This window comes from Pseudomonas sp. HOU2, from assembly GCF_040729435.1.
Lineage (GTDB): Bacteria > Pseudomonadota > Gammaproteobacteria > Pseudomonadales > Pseudomonadaceae > Aquipseudomonas.
The window spans coordinates 418,531-441,248 of the sequence record NZ_CP160398.1; the positions used below are offsets into that span (position 1 = coordinate 418,531).

Below are 22,718 nucleotides of genomic sequence, written 5' to 3' on the forward strand. Positions count from 1 at the left end.
TTCATGAGCAATACTCTGCTGCGCGGCAATCCAGGGTTCGGAGCGTCGCACGGCAATCCATTCGCCTTCACGGGTCGCGCGCGCCTGATTTTTCACGGTGTCTGCACGACTGAGGGCCAGAGACAACAAGGACGTAATACCATGAAACCGTTAACCCTCAGCGACAATCCGCTGCCGGCGCAGATATGGAACAGCGCCCGGCAACTCGACAACATCCCCGTCATCAATACCCACAGTCTGGTGCCACCCGGTGCCCGAGCCGTCGTCGTCGCCCCGCATCCGGGTGATGAGGTGGTGACCTGTGGCGGCCTCCTGCAATTGCTCGCCAGCCTCGGCCATCCGTTGCAACTGCTGTCGATCACTGACGGCAGCGCCAGCCATCCCGGCTCGCGGCAATGGTCGGAAAAACGCCTGAGCGTGTTCCGGCCCCAGGAAAGTGTCGAAGCGCTGCGCCGTCTCGGCTTGCCGATGCACAGCCTGAAATGGGTGCGTGGCGGGTTCACTGACAACGCCCTGCTCGATCGCGAGGCCGACCTCACCGAGTTCATCGCCCGTTATCTGCGCCCCGGCGACGTGGTGTTCAGCACCTGGCGCGAGGATCGTAATGACGATCACGAGGCGGTTGGCCGGGCGAGTGCCAAAGCGGCAGCGCAAGTCGGCGCGACCTTCCATGACGTGCCGGTCTGGGCCTGGCACTGGCCGGAACGCGACCAGAACCTGATCCCCTGGGAACGCGCACGCAAACTGCGCCTCGACACCTGGACTGTGGCGCGCAAAAGCCACGCCACCCACGCCTACGCCAGCCAGCTCAAAGGCGAACCGGCGATCGGCATCGCACCGATGCTGCCGCCGGTGATTCTGGAGCGGATGCGCCTGCCGTACGAAATTGTCTTTATCTAAACACACTCACTTCTGCCCACTCTATGTGGGAGCTGCCGAAGGACGCGATCTTTTAATCTTCACGTTCTCCCTAATGGCCACTCGTCGGAAACCCTAGCGCACCTGTCAGATCTGACAGGTGCGCAAACTCTCATTTAGTGCGCTCATTACTCCTGAGTATCGCCTTTGCGCAGGAGCTTATCCATGACCACGTCAACAACGCCCGTCAACAGCATCCTCGACAATCCCCATCAATTTTCCGCACCCTCCTGGGATGAAGTACAAAAAATCGCCAGAAGCACAACCAGTACGAAGACTCAATATTTTTCCTTTGTAGTGCATGAAGTTTTTCATGGAGTTAACGCTATTTCGATTTCAGGGTTCGAAGTAAGAGAGATTAACGGAAAGTTTATTGACAAGTCTGCATGGCGCATACATTCGGTATCCAATGAGCTTCAATCACACCCCGCCAGCAACTTGCTGGATGGAAATCCAGAAACAGTATGGCATACGGAAGAAATAGCTCCTGCCGGGCACTATGTCGTCATAGACATGGGAAAAATTTATGAAATCGGTTCAATTTGCTATATTCCTCGACAAGCGCTAAAAAGCAGCGTAAACGGTCGAGTTAAAAAATACTCATTATCAATTTACACTGAAACATCAGAATGGGTATCTGTAAAGTCCGGCACATTTAATCCGGGCAGATCGCCCCAAGACATAGTACTAAGCGAAGGTAATGAGCGACGCGACTTCATATTCATATCAAGAAAACACTCACACATCGACGACATGTCTGACAAAGGATTTTCAATGGCACGTGCGGACTTCGAGTGCACAGGCTTATATTGTATTTCAGGTCAGCAGTTTTACATTTATCTTGAAAATGACGTTCCTGCCGGGGTTACCCTCGAGCTGTTAGTAGGTGCTATGCACTTAGGTGAGAACCCTGCTCCTTCAAGATTCCCAATAAAACAGGGCGAAAACACGATAATTCCGGATCGCGACGGATTACTATTTCTTTATGTGATTCATCCAGAAAAAAAATACATTATTCCAGTTTCCTTCAGAAACGTATTAACCGCGCCCTACTACGTTTTGGGCAACACAACAAAGGACCAATGGGCGTCGATGCTCAAGAATGCAGCGATGATTACCTCAGCTCAATTATTCAGCGGCAAAGCGATGATCGCCGTTAGTGTTTCAAAGGCAATGGAATATATGGAGGAAGATATTGACCAACTGCTCAACGAATACAATAGAATCATCGACAAGGCAGATGAAGCTTGCGGAATAAATGAGTCAAACTATTCCGATGGAGGGATACATTTACCAAGCGACTCTTACTATCAATTCAACCAAAGCAGTTCAGATCGCGTGTATATGGCGGCTGCAAGTTACAGCCTGCTATTTCATAGAGATGTTGTTCAAGTGCTCTTATCGCCAAAAGTACTGACAGCAGAAGGTGGCTGGGGGGCGTGGCACGAACTGGGTCATGCTTATCAATTGCCGAAAATGAATGGATATCATACGGTAGAATCTACATGCAATATAATCTCGCTCGCCGTTGAGAAAATGTATGGAATTACACCGAGCTGGATTGATCGTTATGATGGCAGGACGCAGGCTAAAGAATGGTTAAAGGGGACGAACAAAAATTTCGAAACAGCTGGAAACATGGTCTCACTGGTCATGTATAACGAACTGACGGAACTTTTTGGCGCTAATTTTTACCCTTCGGTCTATCAAGAATATAGGCGTTTATTGAAAGACCCATCGTTCATTGAGGATACGGCATTACCTGAATCGCGAAATGACATATTCGCTTTCATGGCATCTAAATGTGCCAAAAAAAACTTGATCAGCCATTTCGATTCCTGGGGCTTCATGTTGCAGGAAAAAACAAAAGTCAAGATTCGCGCCCTTGGCTATCCGTAATTTTTTAATTCGACAAGTTCAGTACAGAATCCACGTATTACCGGTCTCAACCGCAGCGCTGCTGGATGTGATGCCCACTGCCAGTGACTTCGCCAAACTCCTGCCAGCGTCGCAGCGCCGGACGCTGTCGGGGCTTGCGCAACTGATCATGCCTGGGGAGTTGGCGGTGAGTCGGGTGCTGCCGAGGGTATTTAGCGAAACGTCGCCCCGCCCTGATCGGCTGCGCAGCAGTCTTAAATACTGAATACGCGATAATTCCGAACATTCGCGGTGGCTGGTTTTGGGGCTGCTGCGCAGCCCATCGCGGATAAATCCCCTCACCACACATACGCAGGAATAAGGGGACAGACTTATTTAATGACAATCGCCAGCAGGCTCACAACTACAAGAGATCTTTGCCGAGCGCATAACCTGTGTGCCACCGCAGAACCTATGCAGGAGCGAGCCTGCTCGCGATGAGGCCAGAACTATCAGCGCCTATTCCCTGGGCACAACATTATCCAGCGCCTGATTCACCGCCAACTCTCCCAGCATCACCACCTGCGCGATACCCAACACCGTATTGCGACTCGGCCCCTCCAGCGTCCCGGCGAAATCGCCGAGCATTACCGTGGCCGAGGCCAGGGATTCGCAGGCGTTGGCCAGCAGGGATTCGGTGTCGGTTTGCGGGTTGACCAGGAACATGCTGCTGGGGGTGTAGGGGGTTGCCATGATTTGCGGGTCTGTGACCGGCGGATTGGGTGGGGTTTCGGGCATCGGCTGGAACTCCGATCGAGGCACTTTGAAAGGATTACTCACTGTAGGAGCTGCCGCAGGCTGCGATCTTTTGATCTTGATCTTGATCTTGATCTTGATCTTGAAAAACAAGATCAAAAGATCGCAGCCTGCGGCAGCTCCTACACGGGAACCGAGCAGTTAGTTCGGGACGCGGCGGCCGTCCAGTACCCGGTTGACCATCAGTTCACTGAGCATGATCACCTGATGCAGCATCAGCATCGCTCGGCGCTGTGAGTGCTCGACGGTGTCGCCGATATCGCGGGCCATGTCACTGGCGGCGGCCAGCGATTCGCAGGCTTCGACGAGCAACGTTTCTTCGTCCACGGTGGGGTCGATGAGGAAGATTCTGTTCGACTTGCATGACGAGGCTGTAGGGATCGAGATCTTCAGTGCGCTAGGGTTGAGGTAGAAGTTGATGGCGCGGTCGGTTGCCGCTTTTATCTTCTGCGGGTCAAGGGCTGGGTCGTACGGGATCGAGGTGTCTGGGGGGTTGGGTGTGGCTTTGAACATGGATGAAACTCCGTATCGAGAAATAGGAGCCATCACCCTCGCTACCAAACGATGGGTGGCGGCCATGCGCGGGTTGGTAGACCGGTCGATACGGAACCCGGCGCTCACGAATGAGCCCCACGCATGTCCACCATATAAAACTGAGCCGCAAAAAAGAGGCTGCATAAGGTGACGCCATACGACCGTACCGAAATGGGCTACCAAACCCGATCACTGTTTTCCAGTGACAGGGAAACGATAAGCCCATCGCATAGCCGTGTAAGCCGGCGGATTCTGGCGTACGCGTAGGTAACGGCGCAAGGCGTTGTAGCCGTTATGGCGTAACGGTTCGTGTACTTTAAACGTGGTTGCCGGGTTATGTTTATTTGCGGCGTTTGCGCTGTTGTTTTGATTTTGTCTGGCAGGCCGCTTTCGCGAGCAAGCTCGCTTCCACAGTTGGAATGCTTGCATTCAGTTGGGGATTGGTCGGCGGGTAGGCCGTCATCGCTGGCAAGCCAGCTCCCACAATTTGACCGAATGCATTCAGTCAGAGATTGGTCGATCGGGAGGCCGCTTTCGCGAGCAAGCCCACTCCCACAGGTTTCCTGGCGGCTCTGCTGATTTGTATTACGGCCTGATGCATCTGGAAGGAACTGCCCGCGCACAGACCAGTCGCATGAACAGGAAGCCGTTTTTTCAGAGGAGTGAACGTGTCCAGCGATCCCAAGCGTCACGCCGTCGACGCACCCGTCATCCATCGCCTGCGTGTGCTGACGGTCAACACTCACAAGGGCTTCACCGCCCTCAACCGGCGCTTCATCCTGCCGGAACTGCGTGAAGCGGTGCGCAGCACCTCGGCTGATCTGGTGTTTCTGCAGGAGGTGGTGGGCGAACACGAGCGCCATTCCAATCGCTACCACGAGTGGCCGCAAACCTCGCAATACGAATTTCTCGCCGACAGCATGTGGAGCGATTTCGCCTATGGGCGCAATGCGGTCTATCCCGATGGCCACCACGGCAATGCATTGCTGTCGAAATACCCGATCCGCGAATACCGCAACCTCGACGTGTCGATCACCGGCCCCGAGCGCAGAGGCCTGCTGCACTGCGTGCTGGACGTACCGGGCCACGCCGAGGTGCACGCAATCTGCGTGCATTTGAGTCTGCTGGAAAGCCACCGCCAATTGCAGTTGCAGTTGCTTTGCCAGTTGCTCGAATCATTGCCCGACGATGCACCGGTGATCATCGCCGGCGACTTCAATGACTGGCAGCTGCAGGGCAATGCCGCCCTCGCCCGTCGCGATTACCTGCACGAAGCCTTCGAACGCCACCACGGCCGCCCCGCCAAGACCTATCCGGCGCGTTTTCCGTTGCTGCGCCTGGACCGTATTTACCTGCGCAATGCCAGCAGCCATGACCCGCAGATACTTGGCAACAAGCCGTGGACGCACTTGTCGGATCACTTGCCGCTGGCGGTTGAGGTGCATCTTTAAGCGCAGTTCGGACATGACCGTTGGTCAGTGGCGCTTGATCGGGTAGCAAATTCTTCTACACCTAGGAAAGCTCAAGGAGTAGCGCATTCAATTCGTTAGGGCAGGGATCTCACGTGGAGCCTCAGTTATACAGGGAGGCCGGATCAAGGCTCGCTCAAGGATGAATTTCCCGAATTCAGCCGAAGGGAATTGCCATGACGCGCTACTCCAGATACCTGCGAGCCCTGCCGCAGACATTGTTCCTGCCTGCCTCACTACTGCTCGCCAGTTCACCCGCCTCTGCCGCCTGTTCACTGATCCCGGGCCCCGGCAACGACGCGTTCACCTGTGACAGTGGCACCAGTGGTCCACTGACCGACCTTGCGGGCAACAACAGCCTGGCCTTCCCCGCCAACGGCAGCGGCCAGATCAATGGCAGCGTGACCTTCGGCGCCGGCGCTGACCGGGTGAACATGCAATCGGGCGTGATTACCGGCGCGGTCAGCCAGGGCGCCGGCATCGACGATTTCGTCATGAGCGCAGGCTCGATCGGCTCACTGGCGCAGGGTGATGGCCGCGATACCTTCCTGATGACCGGCGGCACCATCGTCGGCGCCTTTGAAGACGGCGATGTCGCGCGCATGACCGGCGGCACCATCGGCCGGGTCGACATGAAGCTCGACAACAATATTTTCGACCTGTCCGGCGGGCAGATCCTCGGCAACCTGGTCACCGGTTTCGGCACCGATACCATTATCGTTTCCGGCGGGCGCATCGGCGGTAACATCAGTGTCAGCGGCGGCAACGACAACATCACCGTAACCGGCGGCGAGATCTTCGGCGAGATCCGCGCCAGTGTCGGCAACGACACGCTGCTGTGGGACGGCGGCGGCATCATCCGTTCGGCGATCCTGATGGGCGACGGCAACGACAGCGCAACGCTGCGTAACCTCGATGACAGCGTGCTGGCACTGACCCCCAACGTGGATGGCGGCGCGGGCAACGACGTCCTGACGTTCGACAACACCCGCACCGCGCTGCCAGCGCGATTCAGCAATTGGGAAACGGTGAACCTCAACAACGCCTCGCAACTGGACCTGGGGTCGAGCAGCCTGGTGCTTGGCGATGCCGTCAGCGGCAGCGGCGTGCTCAATGTCGATGCCAGCAGCAGCGTGTTCTCCACTCAAGGCGCGGTGTCACCCGCCGTGGCCGGACAGGCCGTGACCGTCAACAACGCCGGGGTCATCGACCTGACTCGCAACAACAGTCGTACCGATGACAGCCTGACCATCAACGGCAACTACATCGGCAACGGCGGCCAGTTGTTGCTGCAAAGCGAGCTCGGTGCCGATGGCGCGCCCAGCGACAAACTGGTGGTCAACAACGGCAGCCTCAGCGGTGCCACGGTCATCAGCGTGACCAACATCGGCGGGATCGGTGGCCTGACCCAGGAAAACGGCATTCAGGTGGTGCAGGCCCAAGGCTCCACCGTCAGTACCAACAATGCCTTCAGCTTCAGCGGTCCGGTGTCGGTCGGCGCTTACGATTACTACCTGTTCAAGGGCGGCGTCACCGCCGGCAGCGAAAACAGCTGGTACCTGCGCTCCGCCGTCGTCGCACCGCAGGTAGCCAGCGTGCCCAACCCCGATCCGAGTCAGCCGCCGATTCTGGTACCGGTGGTGGCGACTCCGGTTGTCGCGCAGATCACTCCTGTAGCACCCGCCCCCGGCGAACCCGCGCCGCCCATCGCCAGCCCTGAGCTGCCCGTACTCCCCGTGCTGCCCGCCGCCGTGGCGGGCGCTGCGCCGATCCCGATCTATCGTCCGGAAGTGCCCAACTGGTCAGTGCTGCCGCCTGCCGCCGCGCAATTGACTCTCAGCGCACTCGGCACGTTTCACGATCGTCAGGGCGATCAACGCCTGCTCAGCGAAACCGGTGCCTTCGGGGCCGGTTGGGGCCGGGTCTACGGCAAGAACATCGACCAGAGCTGGGCCGGCACCGTCACCCCACGCCTGAACGGTTCACTCAATGGCTTTCAAGTCGGCAATGACCTGTACAGCACGCAGACGTCGGGCGGGCAAACGCAACGCATTGGCCTGTTCGTTGGCCATAGCCGGATTCAGGGCGATGTTGACGGTTTCAACGAAGGCTTCGAGAACAACAGCGCGGGCAAGATCAAACTCGAGGGTGACAGTTACGGCCTGTACTGGACGCTGACCGATCCCTACGGCTGGTACCTCGATACCGTGGTGATGGGCACGCGTTTCGACGGCGACAACCGTTCCGACCGTGGACTGAAACTGGACAATCGCGGGCATGCCCTGACGCTCTCGGCCGAGGCAGGCTACCCGTTCGCTCTCGACGACACCTGGGTGGTCGAGCCGCAAGTGCAGGTGATCCACCAGAAAATCTCCCTCGACAGCCAGGACGACGGCATCTCGCGGGTGTCATTCGATTCCGACGCTGCCTGGACCGGTCGCCTCGGCGCCCGGCTCAAGGGCCGTTATCAGGTCAACGGCTTGCCGCTGGAGCCATACCTGCGGGCCAACCTCTGGCACACCTTTTCCGGCACCGATTCGGTGACCTTCGATGGCACCGATACCATCGACAGCCAGCAGAAATCCTCCTCCGCAGACGTTGGCCTCGGCTTCGTACTGACGCTTGACCGTGCAGTGAGTGTTTACGCCAGCACCGATTACAGCCGCAATATTGACAGCAATGACCTGCGTGGGCTGGCGGGAAATCTTGGGGTTCGCATCAGTTGGTGAATCGATATCAGGCTGCTTGAACCCTCTACAGCCCGATCTCCGCACTGTTTTGCCCTGCAAACAACGACTTGGATATGTGCAGAAAAACAAACGCTTGCAGCACCTGATTTAGCTTTACCGCTCATCGTGCAGTTTCTTGACGCATGGGCATCGCTCTTCTTATCTCTAACTTACTACCCCCGGAATCACTATCCGGGGCGACCCTTACGGCACTCGCGAAATCGAGCGCCGCGGTTCGCCCCGCTCCATTCGGTCGCCCCTCGTTCGGGGTAGGAGAGACGCCAGAAAAGAGATCCCGCATGCGCTTGCAAGGTAGACCTCCATGAAAAGCTCATTCACCCCACAAGAGATCAAAGTGACGTTTTGCACAGTGTCGAGTTCGATTCTGCTGTGCTCATCCATGGAGGCGCAGGCCGGACCTGCGGCGGATGAAACCACGCCCTGGTATCGCCAGGACATGCCCGTTCTGACCCTGCCGGCGACCGTTGTCACCCCCGAGCCACAACGCCTGAGCCCGCGTCCCGATTTGCAAGGCGCCGACCTGATCACCGAGGATCTGGCGCCGGCAGCCTGGGACCGGTTGTACGGGCAAAGCGCCCGGCAAGCGCAAACCGACGTGCTTGCGGCAGGTTTGACGACGCCCGGCAACGGCGACTTCAAAGGCCCGCCAGTAATGACCATACAAAGCCCCGGCGGACACACCCAGACCATCGGCCTGATCGGCGGGCAAAAGCAGATCATGGCCAACAGTGACGGCCTGATCAACAGCCGCGCCCTCACCGACCCGAACGCCGATACACTGAACCTGCAAGGCCACAGCCTCGGCGCGTATTACCGCCTGACTGGCGCACAGGGCTGGCATGTCGACCTGTCGGCCAGTGGCGGTCGGGTCAGTGGTTTCAGTCGCAATGAACAGGGCGCGCGCCAGGCCACCGAAGGCAGTGCGATGACCTTCTCGGTCGAAGGCGGCTACCCCATCGGGCTGAGTGAAAACTGGGTGGTCGAACCCCAGGCGCAATTGATCAACCAGCGCATTACTCTCGACACGCCATACGCGAGTTCCGGCAATGCCTCATCAACGGATCTGTCGGCGTGGAGCGGCCGCGTCGGCGCCCGCCTCAAAGGCAGTTACGATGTGAACGGTCTGCCCGTGGAGCCCTATGTGCGCACCAACCTCTGGCACACGGTTTATTCCGGCAACACGGTGACCCTCGATCAGGTCGACAAGATCAGCAGCAGCCGCAAGTCATCGACAGTCGAATTAGGGCTGGGATTGGTGGCGCGGGTGACGCCGGCGGTCAGCCTGTATGTCAGCGCCGATTACAGCAGTGACGTGGATGACAATGATCTGAACGGGTTGATTGGCAGTCTGGGGGTGCGGATGCGGTGGTGATTTTCGGCTCGAGGGGCGATGGCGTTTGAACTGACGCCATCGCGAGCAGGCTCACTCCTACAGGGAGACGCATTCCAAATGTAGGAGTGAGCCTGCTCGCGATGGCAGCAACGCGGTCGCGGATCAGCCCTCCGGCTTGAGAATCAACACCGCCAGCGGTGGCAGATTCAGTTCAAGCGACAGCGCCTGCCCATGGCTCGCCACCTCTTCGGTAAACGCCCCGCCGCCATTGCCATAGTTGGACCCGGCGTAAGTGTCGGCATCGCTGTTGAGCAACTCCGCCCAGCGCCCGGCAAACGGCACGCCGACCCGATACGACTGACGCGGCACCGGAGTAAAGTTGGCCACCACCAGCACCGGTTTGCCGTCCTTGCTCCAGCGCAGCCACGCGTACACGCTGTTGATCGCGTCATCGCCAATCAACCACTGGAAGCCCTGCGGCGCATCGTCCTGATCGTGCAGCGCCGGTTCCTCGCGGTACAGGCGGTTGAGGTCGCCGACCAGTTTCTGCACGCCTTTGTGTTCCGAGTATTGCAGCAGGTACCAGTCCAGTTGCTGATCGTGATTCCACTCACGCCACTGGCCGAATTCGCAGCCCATGAACAACAGCTTCTTGCCCGGATGGGTCCACATGAAGCTCAGATAGGCCCGCAGGTTGGCGAATTTCTGCCAGCGGTCACCGGGCATCTTGTCGATCAGCGAGTGCTTGCCGTGCACCACTTCGTCGTGGGAGATCGGCAGGATGAAGCGTTCCGACCAGGCGTACACCAGACCGAAACTCAATTCGTTGTGATGATGCGCGCGGTACACCGGATCCTGCTGAATGTAGTGCAGCGAATCGTGCATCCAGCCCATGTTCCATTTGTAGGCGAAACCGAGACCGCCCTGCTGGGTGCTCTGGCTGACGCCCGGCCATGCGGTGGACTCCTCGGCGATCACCAGCGCGCCCGGCGCTTCCAGCTCGACCACGTCATTCAAGTGCCGGAGAAAATCGATCGCCTCCAGATTCTCGCGCCCGCCGTGACGGTTCGGCACCCATTCGCCGGCCTTGCGCGAATAGTCGCGATACAGCATCGAGGCCACCGCATCGACGCGCAGACCATCGATGTGGAAATGCTTCAACCAGTGCAGCGCCGACGCCAACATGTAGCCGTGAACTTCGGTGCGCCCGAGGTTGTAAATCAGCGTGTCCCAGTCCTGATGGAAGCCTTCCAGCGGGTTGCCGTATTCGTACAGCGCGGTGCCGTCGAACTGCGCCAGGCCGTGGGTATCGGTAGGAAAATGCGCCGGCACCCAGTCGAGAATCACGCCGATGTCGGCGCGGTGGCAGGCGTCAACGAACTCACCGAATTGCTCCGGCGTGCCGTATCGGGCGCTCGGGGCGAATTGCGAGAGCAACTGATACCCCCACGAACCGCCGAACGGGTGTTCCATGATCGGCATCAGTTCGATGTGGGTGAAACCCAGTTCCTTGACGTAAGGAATCAGCCGCTCGGCCAGTTCCGGCCAAGTGTACTGACGGGCGACTTCGCCCAAATCGTCCAGTTCGCACTGCCACGAGCCGGCATGCAATTCGTAGATCGATAGCGGCGCTGAATGCTTCTGCCGTTCGCGACGGCCGTTCATCCAGTCCTGATCCTGCCAGTTGATCTGCAGCGGTGCGGCGACTTTTGACGCGGTGTCCGGCGGCAGGCTGGTGGCCAGTGCCATCGGGTCGGCCTTGAGCGGCAGAATGCCGTGGGCGCCGAGGATCTCGTACTTGTACAACTCGCCCGCCTGCAGGCGCGGAATGAACAACTCCCAAACCCCGGATGGATGGCGCAGGCGCATCGGATGCCGGCGACCGTCCCAGACGTTGAAATCGCCGACCACCGACACTCGGCGAGCATTCGGTGCCCACACGGCAAAACGCACACCGTCGACGCCATCGACCGTGGTCAGTTGCGCGCCGAGGCAACTGCTGAGGTCGCGGTGATTGCCTTCGGCGAACAGATACAAATCCATCTCGCCGAGCAACTGGCCGAAGCTGTAAGGGTCCTCCGCTATCTGCTCGCCACCGGCCCAGCGGGTGCGCAGCAAATAGGGGCGCGCCTGATCGAAGTGCCCCACAAACAGCCCCGGCGTTTCGGCGGCTTGCAATTCGCCGCGTTCTTCACCGCTGTCCTTGTCCAGCACTTCGACTTTCAATGCACCCGGCAGATAAGCGCGGATGAACTGCCCACCGGCACCATCACCGTGCGGGCCGAGAATGGAAAACGGGTCGTGGTGTTCAGCGCGCACCAGGGCGTCGATGTCCTGCGCCGCCGGTAATAACGCTTCTTTAGCGTGACCCTGTTCCTTGTTCGAGAAACTCATGACTACTCTCCACCAAGATCGGAAAAGGGTTTAAGCCCCGTCAATAACCCATACAAACCGTGCAACGGCACGGGCAGCCACGTGGGGCGATTTTCGGCTTCATAGGCCACTTCATAGGCCGCCTTCTCCAGGCCGAACAGCGCAAGCGCAGCGTCGGCACCCGCAGGATCCTGCCAGGCATGATCAAGACTAGCTGCCGCTTGGCGATACGCCTGAACAAATGCTTCGCGCGCCTCACGCAGGTAGCGCTCGGCAACCCGATGCCGCGCCGCTTCCGACTCTGGACTGTGATCGACGTTGTGCACGTTGATGGTCATCGCCGCCGCGTAATCGAAGGAGCGCAGCACGCCGCTAACGTCCTTGTACGGACTGTGTTTGCCGCGCCGTTCGTGCAGTGGCCGCGCCGGTTCACCCTCGAAATCGATCAGATAAGCATCGCCCTTGATCACCAGCACCTGACCCAAATGCAAGTCGCCGTGGACGCGAATCCGCAAGCCGCCCACAGCTTTCTGCGCCAGCTCCTGCACATGGCCGAGGATGACTTTTTTGTTGTCCAGCAGCCGCGCGACCATTTTCTGATCCGCCGCGCTCAGATGACTCTGATGCTGCTTGAGCAGCTTCAAGGCATGCTCGACCTGCGCCGCAACGTCCTTGCCAGTGGCTTGCGCCTCCTTGGCGCTGGTGGTCTGCGGAGCGAAGTCGGGGTTGTCGCTCGGCGCCGCCAGCACTTTGTGCATTTCCCCCAGACGCTGACCAAGCATGCCGGCAAAGTCCTTCAGTTCGCCGAGCGCGTTGTAATGCTGTTCCTGCTCGGACATCGCGTCCGCCAGCTCGTCACGCAACGCCCGTTCGAGGTTGTTCTGCGTCCATTCCCAGGCATCGCCCTGATTGCTCAGATAGCCTTGGGCGATCATCAGCAGATTGTCTTCGCCCGCGCCATCGCGGCGGATCACCGAGCCGAGCAGCGGCGAGATGTTGGCGAAACCGGCCTCGGTCAGGTACGCGCTCATTTCCAGTTCCGGGTGAACACCCGAGGCGACCTTGCGGATCAGCTTCAGCACCAGACTGTTGCCGATCACCACCGAACTGTTCGATTGCTCGGCGGACAGATAGCGCACCTCGGATTCAGCGCCGAGGCCGAGTTTTTCCAGTTGCGCGGTCGGCGCGAAACGAATCTCGCCCTGTTCGGAGTTGAGCACGGTGTTGCTCTGCATGCCTTGCAGTACCGCGTGCACAAACGATTCGAGGCTGAAGGCATCCGTGATCAGACCGACCTGCCGCCCGCGACGAACACGGGACAACGCCAGTTGCTGCGGTAACGCCGGGCCGACCTGATCTTCGGCGATGAAGCCGAACGGCAATTGATAGCGGCTGGTCTGCCCGGCGCTGGTGACTTCGATCTCGCTGAGCAGCACTGGATGCTGCGCATCGCCGAAGCGCACGCCGTAGGCCAGATTGACCTGTTCGATGGCTGCGTCCTTGCCGGCGAACCAGCGGCGGTTCTGCAGCCAGCTCGGCAGGATGCTCTGCTCCAGCGTATTGCGGGTCGGTGCTTCGAGCAGTTCTTCCATGCGTTTTTTCAGCACCAGGGTGGTGAAGTCCGGCAGGCTCTGCGCCGGTTCCACGTGCCAGCTCGGCATCTGGTTTTCCGCCGCAAGGGCGAACCAATAGAAGCCGTATGGCGCCAGGGTCAGGAGGAAATTCAACTGGCCGATCGGCGGGAACGCGTTACCGCCGAGCATCTCCACCGGGACCATGCCGACGTAGGCCGACAGATCGAGTTCCGCCGCCTGCGCGCTGCGCGACACGTTGGCCACGCAAAGGATGATTTCGTGCTTGCCGTCGGCGTCGGTGAATTCCCGGGTGTAGGCCAGAATCCGTCGGTTGCTCGGCGAAAGCATTTTCAACGTGCCACGACCGAACGCCTTGGATTGCTTGCGCACGGCGAGCATGCGCCGGGTCCAGTTGAGCAGCGAATGCGGGTCGCCGGCCTGGGTCTCGACGTTGACCGACAGATAACCGTATTGCGGGTCCATGATCGGCGGCAACACCAGGCTGGCCGGATCGGCGCGGGAGAAGCCGCCGTTGCGGTCGATCGACCATTGCATCGGCGTGCGCACGCCGTCGCGGTCGCCGAGGTAGATGTTGTCGCCCATGCCGATTTCGTCGCCGTAATACAACGTCGGCGTGCCGGGCATCGACAGCAGCAGGCTGTTGAGCAGCTCGACGCGGCGGCGGTCACGCTCCATCAACGGCGCCAGACGCCGGCGAATGCCGAGGTTGATCCGCGCGCGGCGGTCAGCGGCGTAGTAGTTCCACAGGTAATCGCGCTCCTTGTCGGTGACCATCTCCAGCGTCAACTCATCGTGGTTGCGCAGGAAGATTGCCCATTGGCAGTTGGCCGGAATCTCGGGGGTTTGCCGCAGAATGTCGGTGATCGGGAAGCGATCTTCCTGGGCCAGCGCCATGTACATGCGTGGCATCAGCGGGAAGTGAAAGGCCATGTGGCATTCGTCGCCGTTGACGCCCTCGGCATCGGTGTCGCCGAAGTACAGCTGGGTGTCTTCCGGCCATTGGTTGGCCTCGGCCAGCAGCATGCGGTCGGGGTAATTCGCATCGATTTCGGCGCGGATCTGCTTGAGGACGTCGTGGGTCTCGGGCAGGTTTTCGTTGTTGGTGCCGTCGCGCTCGATCAGGTACGGAATGGCGTCGAGGCGTAGTCCATCGATGCCCATGTCCAGCCAGTAACGCATCACCGACAGCACGGCTTTCATCACTTGCGGATTGTCGAAATTCAGGTCGGGCTGGTGCGAGTAGAAACGGTGCCAGAAGTACTGACCGGCAACCGGGTCCCAGGTCCAGTTGGACTTCTCGGTGTCGAGGAAGATGATCCGCGTGCCGTCGTATTTCTGGTCGTCATCCGACCACACGTAGAAGTCGCGCGCCGCCGAACCGGGCTTGGCCTTGCGCGCACGCTGGAACCACGGGTGCTGGTCGGAAGTGTGGTTAATGACCAGCTCGGTGATCACCCGCAAGCCGCGTTTGTGCGCCTCGGCGATGAAGCGCTTGGCGTCGGCCATGGTCCCGTAGTCGCTGTGTACGCCACGGTATTCGGCAATGTCGTAACCGTCATCGCGACGTGGCGACGGGTAGAACGGCAGCAGCCAGATAGTGTTGACGCCGAGTTCGGCGATGTAATCGAGTTTGGCGATCAGGCCGGGAAAGTCGCCGATCCCGTCATTGTTGGAGTCGAAAAACGATTTGACGTGTACTTGATAGATCACCGCATCCTTGTACCAGAGCGGGTCTTTGATAAAGGTGGCTGCCTTGGGTTTCTTCGCCATGTGAAACTCCTGTTCAATTCTGGAAAGCCACACGGCTAATACCTGTGGCGAGGGAGCTTGCTCCCGCTGGGTTGCGAAGCAGCCCCATTGCATTTGTTCTGATGCACCGCGTTCGCTTGGGTTACGACTGCTACGCAGCCGAGCGGGAGCAAGCTCCCTCGCCACAAGGTTCTGTGCACGACCTTACGCGGCAGTAATCCGCCAGATCCCGAACGGCTGGTAAGCCGGGTCAATGCGCATGAACTGGTATTTGCCATGCCAGTCCCAGCGATGCCCGTTCATCAAGTCTTCGCCATGGGTGGTCGCATCGTCCGGCAGGCCCATCTCCCACAGCGGCAGCTCGAAATTGGCTTCCTGCACGTTGTGCGGATCGAGGCTCACCGCCACCAGAATGAAATTGCTGCCATCGAAACTGCGCTTGCCGAAGTACAGAATGTTGTCGTTCCAGGCGTTGTAGACCTTCAGCCCCAGGTGCGTGTGCAGCGCCGGGTTCTGCCGGCGGATGCGGTTGAGCTGGGCGATTTCGGCAATGATGTTGCCCGGCGCATTGAAGTCGCGAACGCGGATCTCGTACTTCTCCGAATCGAGGTATTCCTCCTTGCCCGGCACCGGCGCCGATTCGCACAGTTCATAACCGGAATACATGCCCCACAGGCCCGAGCCCATGGTCGCCAACGCCGCACGGATCAAAAACCCCGGCCGCCCCGACTCATGCAGGAACGCCGGGTTGATGTCCGGCGTGTTGACGAAGAAGTTCGGCCGGTAGCATTCGCGCCACGGCGACTCGTTGAGCTCGGTGAAGTAGGTCGCCAACTCGGACTTGGTATTACGCCAGGTGAAATAGGTGTAGCTCTGGGAATAACCGACCTTGCCCAGACGCGCCATCATCGCCGGCGTGGTGAACGCCTCGGCGAGGAAAATCACTTCCGGGTGCAGCGCGCGCACATCGGCGATCAGCCACTGCCAGAACGGCAGCGGCTTGGTGTGCGGATTGTCGACGCGGAAGATCTTCACGCCTTCATTGACCCAACCAACGACGATATCGCGCAGCTCGACCCACAGGCTGGGAATCGCGTCCGGCGCATAGAAATCGACGTTGACGATGTCCTGGTATTTCTTCGGCGGGTTTTCCGCGTATTTGATCGTGCCGTCCGGGCGCCAGTTGAACCAGCCCGGATGCTGTTTGAGCCACGGGTGATCCTGGGAACACTGAATGGCGAAATCGAGGGCGATTTCCAGCCCATGCTCAGCGGCGGCGGCGACCAGCCGGCGGAAGTCTTCGCGAGTACCGAGCTGCGAGTGAATCGCCTCGTGCCCGCCCTCCTCGCTGCCGATCGCATAAGGACTGCCCGGATCATCCGGGCCGGCCGTCAGGGAATTATTGCGGCCCTTGCGGTGGGCGCGGCCGATCGGGTGGATCGGCGTGAAGTACAGCACGTCAAAACCCATGTCCTGAATCATCGGCAGACGCGAGTGCACGTCGTTGAAAGTGCCGTGTCGGTTGGGATCGTCGGTGATCGAGCGCGGAAACAATTCGTACCAACTGGCAAACTCGGCCAGTTCCCGTTCGACATCCACCGGGAATTCGGCGCTAAGGCTGAGATAGGCGCGGTGATCGGCCTGCGCCATCAATTGCGCACTGCGCGAGTGCAGAAACAGCGCCACCTGCTCGGTTTCGAGCAACCCGGACAGCTCATGATGCAGCGCCGCAAGCTGTTCGCTGAGCTGGCCTTCGCTGCGCTCGGCGGCCTGCTGCACCATGCTGCGGCCTTCCTGCAATTCCAGTGAAACCGGAACGGCAGCGTTGTGTTTTTTCTCCAGTTCGTACTGGAAACTGGCGAAGTGATCGATCCACGCTTCGACACAAAAGACAAAACGCCCCTGATGCTCGGGCCGAAAGCGGCCCTCCCAGCTGTTGTTGCCGAGGTCATTCATGACTTCGCTTTGCCAGGTCTCAGTGCCCTCTTCGTGCCAGCGCACGCGCACCGCGAGCTTGTCGTGGCCATCGGCAAACACTTTGCTGGTGACGACGACGTCACGCCCGGCAATTGACTTCACGGCAAACTGCCCGCCATCGAGGGTCGGCATGGTGTTTTCGATCACGATGCGCGGCAGCAGCAACGCCTGCGACAGCGGCATGTGTGGGTTGTAGCTCTGCTCTGAAGGTTTTTCAGCAGACATCGAGCATCTCTCCTTTACGCCCCAAGGACGCTCTTGTGCCGGATCCGTGTTCACAATGAGGCACCGGCCACGACTTGAACTGACTTAGGTTCCGAGCGACCGGCGCGGGGAAAAGTTCACAGGGATTTGCCTGAACAAAACAAGCGGATCGAAATCGCCAACAGGTGGTCAATCCACTTAAGCACTTCTCACGCCATGTGCCACACGGAGGTCTACAGATGAACATCCCGATCCCGGCCGAAACCCCTGATCCGAACATCGACAAACCCACCCTGCCCGAGACCGAGCCGCAACCGGTTCCCGAGCAGGAACCCCCAGGCACCACGCCACCGCCGAAGGAAGAACCACCCACCACGATGCCCCCCGTCATCGTCTGAAAAACGCCTCCCTTGTAGGAGCTGTCGAAGGCTGCGATCTTTTGATCTTGTTTTTAAAAGATCGCAGCCTTCGGCAGCTCCTACAGGGGGGTTACAGGGTGATTGCGGGTTGTTACAGATGCCGGTTTTTCTCGTCGTCTTTCTCGAACAACCTGACCACCCGCGGCATCACGCTGAAAATCCCCAGGGCCAGCAGCGTACTGAGTAACGCCGTCGCCTCTTTGCCCAACCCGGCCGCCACGCCGATTGCCGCAGTCATCCACAAGCCGGCTGCCGTGGTCAGGCCTTTGACATGGCCTTCATCGCCCTCCTGATTCTTCAGAATCGTCCCGGCACCGAGAAAACCGATCCCGGCGATCACCCCTTGCAACACCCGGCTCATCGCATCCGATTCAGCCCCGGAGGTCTGCGGCACCAGCACGAACAGCGCCGCGCCGAGCGCCACCAGCATGTGCGTTCGCACCCCGGCGGCCTTGCCTTTGTGTTCGCGCTCAAAGCCCAGAATTCCGCCCAGCACCGCCGCCATCACCAGTCGCACGGTGATGCGTGTCAGTTGTGAGGCATCGCCGATGTCAGCGAACTCCGCTTGCAGGGTTTCCCACACTTCATGCCACCAGGCATTCATCGTTTGATCCTTGTTATTGGTTGGATAAGGGATGGACAGCAGCGACCATTAATCAGTTGCGCAGAACGATCGGCCAATGCGGCGCCCTAACCTTGCAGATCTCCCTGAAAAAGGACTGCCCCCATGCCCGTTCGAATCGATGAATCCAATCCTGAGCAGAAAGTGTGTTTTTTCACGGTCGAGAATGGCGAGGAAATTCGCATTTGCGACACGCTGGAAGTCAAAACGGACAGTGAAAAAGCCATGTCATTCGTGGAAATAGAAGGCCGGCGCGTTTACATCACCGAAGCCGAGGCAGATGCATTGACCGTCGCCGGCGCCAGAGACGGTCGCAAGCACCTGAAGGCTGACGAGAGTGATTCGGTGATTTGACTGACCCGGATCAACACCCGGCGCAAACGCCTGCGTTAGGCATTTGCGCCTTTGTCGGCGGGCTGCTTCAAGTTGTCGCAGGGCCGGCGCGAAAAGCTATCTGATCCGCTTTTTATTCAAATAGCTGAGTCTGTTATGCAAACAGATCGGCGCTCATAGTTCATCCGCCTGATGGAGGCTGATGAGCGAATGACCATGAGCGAACAAATCCCCGTCCGAACCGTAGAAGCAGCGCCAACCATAAAAAATGTGCCTGGTCGCCCGATGAAGGCGAAGGCCGGCTCCACCGACAAGCAGATCCACACCCGCAGTTTCACTGGCCTGTTCCGAACCCTGCGCATGAGCGGCGCGGGGTTTCTTTTTTTGCTGTTCTTCGGCACCGTGTGGCTGAACTGGGGCGGGCGTCAGGCGGTGTTGTGGGACTTGGCCGAAAGCAAATTCCACATCTTCGGCGCGACCTTCTGGCCGCAGGATTTCATCCTGCTTTCGGCGCTGCTGATCATTGCCGCGTTCGGCCTGTTCGCCATCACCGTGTTCGCTGGCCGGGTCTGGTGTGGTTACACCTGCCCACAGAGTTCGTGGACGTGGATCTTCATGTGGTGCGAGAAAGTCACCGAAGGTGAACGCAACCAGCGGATCAAACTGCAAGCGGCACCCTGGGGCCTGAACAAACTGACCCGGCGCGCAGCCAAGCACACCTTGTGGCTGGCGATCAGCGTGCTGACCGGGCTGACCTTCGTCGGTTACTTCACGCCGATCCGTCCGCTCGCAGAAGAGCTGTTCACCCTGCAGATCGGCGGGGTCAGTCTGTTCTGGGTGTTGTTCTTCACCGCCGCCACTTACATCAACGCAGGTTGGCTGCGCGAAGCGGTGTGCATGCACATGTGCCCGTATGCGCGATTCCAGAGCGTAATGTTCGACAAGGACACCCTGGCGATCTCCTACGACGTCGCCCGTGGCGAAAACCGTGGCCCGCGCAAGCGTGACGTGAAACCCGCCGAAGCCGGTCTGGGTGATTGCATCGATTGCCAGTTGTGCGTGCAGGTGTGCCCGACCGGCATCGACATCCGCGATGGCTTGCAGATGGAATGCATCGGCTGCGCGGCGTGCATCGACGCCTGCGATTCGATCATGGACAAGATGAACTACCCGCGCGGCCTGATCCGCTACAGTTCCGAGCGCGAATTGCAGGGCGGCAAGACGCATCTGCTGCGGCCTCGGCTGATCGGTTATGTCGCGGTGCTGCTGGTGATGATTGGCGCCCTGGCGCTAGCCTTGGTCGAACGGCCGATGGTCTCGCTGGACGTGACCAAGGATCGCGGGCTGTTCCGTGAAAACGGTCAGGGCCAGATCGAGAACATCTACACCCTCAAGGTAATCAACAAGACCCAGCAGCGCCAGGACTACCACCTGAGCCTGGTGGACGGCGACGGCTTCCAGTTGCAGGGCAAGACCGAACTGAGCCTGGCGCCGGGGGAGATTGTCGATGTGCCGGTGTCGGTGGCGATGACCACCGAGCGCCCGGCCAGCAGCTCGCAGACCTTGAGCTTCAAGATTGCCGACAGCGACGAGCCGCAGATTTACAGCGTGGCGAAAAGCAGGTTTGTGGCGCCGATGAATCGCTGATCCCTTAAGATGCAGCCCTCTTTTTCACAATGCGATCCCTGTGGCGAGGGAGCTTGCTCCCGCTGGGCTGCGTAGCAGCCCCAATAGCTTGTGAGTGCTGCGCACTCAAGCGGGAGCAAGCTCCCTCGCCACAAAAAGCAATCCAAATTCAGTCCATCGCGGGATACCGATGAAACGCTACGAAAAATTCGCCGACGACATCGCTGAACTGATCCGCTCCGGCGTGCTCGGCCCCGGGCAACGGGTGCCGTCGGTGCGCTACGCCAGCCAGACTTACGGGGTCAGCCCGTCCACGGTGTTTCAGGCCTATTACCTGCTGGAGCGTCGCGGCCTGATCCGTGCGCGGCCGCGCTCCGGCTACTTCGTCAACACCCACGCGCCGAGCCCGTTCTCGGAGCCGGTGATCAGCAGCCACGTCAACGACTCCACCGAAGTCGACGTCAGCGAACTGGTGTTCTCGGTGCTGGAGTCGATCAAGGACCCAAGCACCGTGCCGTTCGGTTCGGCGTTCCCCAGCCCGACCCTGTTCCCGTTGCAACGGCTGTCGCGTTCGCTGGCCAGCGCCGCACGGGAGATGGACCCGCGCATGGTGGTCACCGACATGTCGCCGGGCAACCCGCAACTGCGCCGGCAGATCGCGCTGCGTTACATGGTCGGCGGGTTGATGCTGCCGATGGAAGAACTGCTGATCACCAATGGCGCCCTCGAAGCGCTGAACCTGTGCCTGCAAGCGGTGACCGAGCCGGGCGATCTGGTGGCCATCGAAGCCCCGGCGTTCTACGCCAGCCTGCAAGTGCTGGAGCGCTTGAAACTCAAAGCCGTGGAAATCCCCGTGCACCCGCGCGACGGTATCGACCTCGGCGTGCTCGCCCAGACCCTGGAGCGCCATCCGATCAAGGCCTGCTGGTGCATGACCAGTTTCCAGAACCCGATGGGCGCGACCATGCCCGAGGCGAAGAAACAGGAACTGGTGGAACTGCTGCGCCGGCATCAGGTGCCGCTGATCGAGGACGACGTCTACGCCGAACTCTATTACGGCCAGCAAGCGCCGAAACCGGCCAAGGCGTTCGACACCGAGGGGCTGGTGATGCACTGCGGTTCGTTCGCCAAAAGCCTGGCCCCCGGCTATCGCATCGGCTGGGTTGCCGCCGGGCGCTACGCGCAGAAAATCGAACGGCTGAAACTGATGACCTCGCTGTGTGCCTCGATGCCGGCACAAGCGGCCATCGCCGACTACCTGCAGCACGGCGGCTACGACCGCCACCTGCGCAAATTGCGCTACGCCCTGGAAGAACAGCAAAGCGCGATGCTCGCAGCAATTGCCCGCTACTTCCCGGCGCAGACCCGCGTCAGCCAGCCGGCCGGTGGCTACTTCCTGTGGCTGGAACTGCCACCGCAGATGGATTCGCTGAAGTTGTTTCAGATGGCGTTGGCGCAAGGCATCAGCATCGCGCCGGGTCCGATCTTCTCGCCGACCCAGCGCTTCAGGAATTGCATCCGCTTGAATTACGGCAGCCCGTGGACTGAAAGTTCGGAGAAGGCGATGGAGACGTTGGGGCGGATTGTGCGGTCGTTCTAGCTCAAAATCAGACCGACGGCAGGTAAAACAGGAAAAACCTAGTATTTCTGACAGTAGATAAAACGCTCAGGTCAAAATAGGCTAAAGATGAAGTTAAGTTAACTGGCTATTACCAATGCCCCGTACAGAACAATTAACTTAATCTTATCCAAAGCAATTTATGCCAAGGAGCTTTCAATGAGCACAAAGAGTTACATTGACGATTACACGAACTTTCACTACACCTGGCTTAGTACCAGCGGCGACAATAGCAGAGTGATTGACGACAAAAGAGAAATCGCCTTAGGGGTTAAGTTAACACGAACAGGTGATGGACAAAATTCCTGTCTCGATCTAAGGAAAAAATTTCCTGTCCATTTCGAACAGAAAGATATAAAGATCACATTCAGAATGTCTGTTCCAGAAGGTATCGAAATACAGACATTAGGCTGAAAACCTTTGGAGGCAAGGATTACATTGATATTTCCGCTCCTGCTGCGGATGGGAAATGGCATTCAGTGGAGGCAGAGTTGACAATCACCGAGAGCGATAGGAATGAACTTT

At 59.1% G+C, this 22,718-nt stretch carries 16 protein-coding genes; 10 read left to right on the plus strand and 6 right to left on the minus strand.

Annotated features, from left to right (window positions below):
• Positions 1-141 precede the first annotated feature (141 nt).
• On the plus strand, positions 142-900 hold the full coding sequence (locus tag ABV589_RS01850) for a PIG-L family deacetylase (protein WP_367084632.1): 759 nt from the start codon (positions 142-144) through the stop codon (positions 898-900).
• Between the two features lie 183 nt (positions 901-1,083).
• On the plus strand, positions 1,084-2,817 hold the full coding sequence (locus ABV589_RS01855) for a M60 family metallopeptidase (RefSeq protein WP_367084633.1): 1,734 nt from the start codon (positions 1,084-1,086) through the stop codon (positions 2,815-2,817).
• A gap of 477 nt (positions 2,818-3,294) precedes the next feature.
• On the opposite strand, the gene ABV589_RS01860 is transcribed toward ABV589_RS01855, so the two are convergent.
• Together ABV589_RS01860 and ABV589_RS01865 are read right to left on the minus strand one after the other, a co-directional pair.
• On the minus strand, positions 3,295-3,573 hold the full coding sequence (locus ABV589_RS01860) for a DUF6124 family protein (RefSeq protein ID WP_367084634.1): 279 nt from the start codon (positions 3,571-3,573) through the stop codon (positions 3,295-3,297).
• A gap of 159 nt (positions 3,574-3,732) precedes the next feature.
• A complete protein-coding gene (locus ABV589_RS01865) occupies positions 3,733-4,104 on the minus strand; it encodes a hypothetical protein (RefSeq protein WP_367084635.1) in 372 nt (123 codons plus the stop codon).
• Positions 4,105-4,793: 689 nt separating this feature from the next.
• Between ABV589_RS01865 and ABV589_RS01870 the strand changes: the two genes are divergently transcribed.
• From ABV589_RS01870 to ABV589_RS01880, 3 genes are all read left to right on the plus strand, one after another.
• A complete protein-coding gene (locus tag ABV589_RS01870; protein WP_098963919.1) occupies positions 4,794-5,576 on the plus strand; it encodes an endonuclease/exonuclease/phosphatase family protein in 783 nt (260 codons plus the stop codon).
• A 194-nt stretch (positions 5,577-5,770) separates the two neighbouring features.
• Positions 5,771-8,323: an autotransporter outer membrane beta-barrel domain-containing protein gene (locus tag ABV589_RS01875; RefSeq protein WP_367084636.1), complete on the plus strand. Its 2,553-nt coding sequence runs from the start codon at positions 5,771-5,773 to the stop codon at positions 8,321-8,323.
• A 322-nt stretch (positions 8,324-8,645) separates the two neighbouring features.
• A complete protein-coding gene (locus ABV589_RS01880; protein WP_367084637.1) occupies positions 8,646-9,716 on the plus strand; it encodes an autotransporter outer membrane beta-barrel domain-containing protein in 1,071 nt (356 codons plus the stop codon).
• 123 nt (positions 9,717-9,839) lie between these two features.
• On the opposite strand, the gene glgB is transcribed toward ABV589_RS01880, so the two are convergent.
• From glgB to ABV589_RS01895, 3 genes are all read right to left on the minus strand, one after another.
• Positions 9,840-12,071, minus strand: a complete 2,232-nt coding sequence (gene glgB, locus ABV589_RS01885; protein ID WP_367084638.1) for a 1,4-alpha-glucan branching protein GlgB — start codon at positions 12,069-12,071, stop codon at positions 9,840-9,842.
• A gap of 2 nt (positions 12,072-12,073) precedes the next feature.
• A complete protein-coding gene (treS, locus tag ABV589_RS01890) occupies positions 12,074-15,415 on the minus strand; it encodes a maltose alpha-D-glucosyltransferase (RefSeq protein ID WP_367084639.1) in 3,342 nt (1,113 codons plus the stop codon).
• A gap of 183 nt (positions 15,416-15,598) precedes the next feature.
• Positions 15,599-17,596, minus strand: a complete 1,998-nt coding sequence (locus ABV589_RS01895) for an alpha-1,4-glucan--maltose-1-phosphate maltosyltransferase (protein WP_367084640.1) — start codon at positions 17,594-17,596, stop codon at positions 15,599-15,601.
• Between the two features lie 218 nt (positions 17,597-17,814).
• Here ABV589_RS01895 and ABV589_RS01900 point away from each other — a divergent pair, with 218 nt between their 5' ends.
• Positions 17,815-17,973, plus strand: a complete 159-nt coding sequence (locus ABV589_RS01900) for a hypothetical protein (protein ID WP_007966757.1) — start codon at positions 17,815-17,817, stop codon at positions 17,971-17,973.
• A gap of 112 nt (positions 17,974-18,085) precedes the next feature.
• Here the strand turns inward: ABV589_RS01900 and ABV589_RS01905 are convergent, their stop codons facing one another.
• Complete coding sequence (locus ABV589_RS01905; RefSeq protein ID WP_007968522.1) at positions 18,086-18,598, minus strand: MgtC/SapB family protein; 513 nt, start codon at positions 18,596-18,598, stop codon at positions 18,086-18,088.
• A 123-nt stretch (positions 18,599-18,721) separates the two neighbouring features.
• Here ABV589_RS01905 and ABV589_RS01910 point away from each other — a divergent pair, with 123 nt between their 5' ends.
• From ABV589_RS01910 to ABV589_RS01925, 4 genes are all read left to right on the plus strand, one after another.
• Positions 18,722-18,970: a DUF3203 family protein gene (locus ABV589_RS01910; RefSeq protein ID WP_007968520.1), complete on the plus strand. Its 249-nt coding sequence runs from the start codon at positions 18,722-18,724 to the stop codon at positions 18,968-18,970.
• A 195-nt stretch (positions 18,971-19,165) separates the two neighbouring features.
• The gene (gene ccoG, locus ABV589_RS01915; protein WP_367084641.1) at positions 19,166-20,596 is read left to right on the plus strand and encodes a cytochrome c oxidase accessory protein CcoG; all 1,431 of its coding nucleotides are present in this window, start codon (positions 19,166-19,168) and stop codon (positions 20,594-20,596) included.
• 169 nt (positions 20,597-20,765) lie between these two features.
• Positions 20,766-22,175, plus strand: coding sequence for a GntR family transcriptional regulator MpaR (gene mapR / locus ABV589_RS01920; RefSeq protein WP_329697883.1), 1,410 nt, complete (start codon positions 20,766-20,768; stop codon positions 22,173-22,175).
• A gap of 177 nt (positions 22,176-22,352) precedes the next feature.
• Positions 22,353-22,607, plus strand: a complete 255-nt coding sequence (locus ABV589_RS01925; RefSeq protein WP_367084642.1) for a hypothetical protein — start codon at positions 22,353-22,355, stop codon at positions 22,605-22,607.
• Positions 22,608-22,718 lie beyond the last annotated feature (111 nt).

Excerpts from the sequence above, each read along its gene's own strand:
- ABV589_RS01925 (WP_367084642.1), top strand. The coding sequence starts at position 22,353 with ATGAGCACAAAGAGTTACATTGACGATTACACGAACTTTCACTACACC.
- ABV589_RS01860 (WP_367084634.1), bottom strand. The coding sequence starts at position 3,573 with ATGCCCGAAACCCCACCCAATCCGCCGGTCACAGACCCGCAAATCATG.
- ABV589_RS01875 (WP_367084636.1), top strand. The coding sequence starts at position 5,771 with ATGACGCGCTACTCCAGATACCTGCGAGCCCTGCCGCAGACATTGTTC.
- ABV589_RS01855 (WP_367084633.1), top strand. The coding sequence starts at position 1,084 with ATGACCACGTCAACAACGCCCGTCAACAGCATCCTCGACAATCCCCAT.
- ABV589_RS01865 (WP_367084635.1), bottom strand. The coding sequence starts at position 4,104 with ATGTTCAAAGCCACACCCAACCCCCCAGACACCTCGATCCCGTACGAC.
- ABV589_RS01910 (WP_007968520.1), top strand. The coding sequence starts at position 18,722 with ATGCCCGTTCGAATCGATGAATCCAATCCTGAGCAGAAAGTGTGTTTT.
- ABV589_RS01900 (WP_007966757.1), top strand. The coding sequence starts at position 17,815 with ATGAACATCCCGATCCCGGCCGAAACCCCTGATCCGAACATCGACAAA.
- glgB (WP_367084638.1), bottom strand. The coding sequence starts at position 12,071 with ATGAGTTTCTCGAACAAGGAACAGGGTCACGCTAAAGAAGCGTTATTA.
- ABV589_RS01850 (WP_367084632.1), top strand. The coding sequence starts at position 142 with ATGAAACCGTTAACCCTCAGCGACAATCCGCTGCCGGCGCAGATATGG.
- ABV589_RS01905 (WP_007968522.1), bottom strand. The coding sequence starts at position 18,598 with ATGAATGCCTGGTGGCATGAAGTGTGGGAAACCCTGCAAGCGGAGTTC.
- treS (WP_367084639.1), bottom strand. The coding sequence starts at position 15,415 with ATGGCGAAGAAACCCAAGGCAGCCACCTTTATCAAAGACCCGCTCTGG.
- ABV589_RS01895 (WP_367084640.1), bottom strand. The coding sequence starts at position 17,596 with ATGTCTGCTGAAAAACCTTCAGAGCAGAGCTACAACCCACACATGCCG.
- ccoG (WP_367084641.1), top strand. The coding sequence starts at position 19,166 with ATGAGCGAACAAATCCCCGTCCGAACCGTAGAAGCAGCGCCAACCATA.
- ABV589_RS01880 (WP_367084637.1), top strand. The coding sequence starts at position 8,646 with ATGAAAAGCTCATTCACCCCACAAGAGATCAAAGTGACGTTTTGCACA.
- mapR (WP_329697883.1), top strand. The coding sequence starts at position 20,766 with ATGAAACGCTACGAAAAATTCGCCGACGACATCGCTGAACTGATCCGC.